The sequence below is a fragment of the Vibrio ouci genome (assembly GCF_004551525.1).
In the GTDB taxonomy this organism is placed as follows: Bacteria; Pseudomonadota; Gammaproteobacteria; order Enterobacterales; family Vibrionaceae; genus Vibrio; species Vibrio ouci.
In genome coordinates this window covers 1-360 of sequence record NZ_SATR01000423.1, presented here as the reverse complement: position 1 = coordinate 360, position 360 = coordinate 1, and the positions used below count along the sequence as shown (strand labels likewise).

Annotated in this window: 1 protein-coding gene and 1 pseudogene; one reads left to right on the top strand and one right to left on the bottom strand. The window is 38.6% G+C overall.

What is annotated here, in order from left to right; genetic code table 11:
• On the top strand, window positions 1-244 hold a 244-nt coding region (locus tag ELS82_RS26855), incomplete at its 5' end, for a hypothetical protein (protein WP_134837871.1).
• Between the two features lie 8 nt (window positions 245-252).
• Here the strand turns inward: ELS82_RS26855 and ELS82_RS27310 are convergent.
• Window positions 253-360, bottom strand: a pseudogene (locus ELS82_RS27310) (glutathione S-transferase family protein); the annotation flags it as partial.

Here is a 360-nt window from a genome sequence, read left to right as displayed (position 1 = left end):
ACCTTATATTCATACTGCCTCCAATGAGATTAACGCATGGAAAACGACAATACTAAGAATACCAAAAGCACTAAGTAAGTTTGTATTCTTACTTAAGACATTCGACTTTGTGCCCAAAGTTGAAAAGATAGCTAACGCCCAATTAAGGGGTGAACAACGCCTCCACCCAAACCTAAAGCATTGTGTCATAAACACTAAAACTGAAGTAGAAGCAAAAGTGCCAAGCGTTGTGAATCCCTCTTAAATTGCTTGTTATGAGTATGATTCAAATGGTGTGAGATCTATACCCTCGATGTCGCAAACCGCTTTAATTGTTGGGTTCAAACAAAGACGCTTTAAATACGCTGCTAGGTGTTTGAA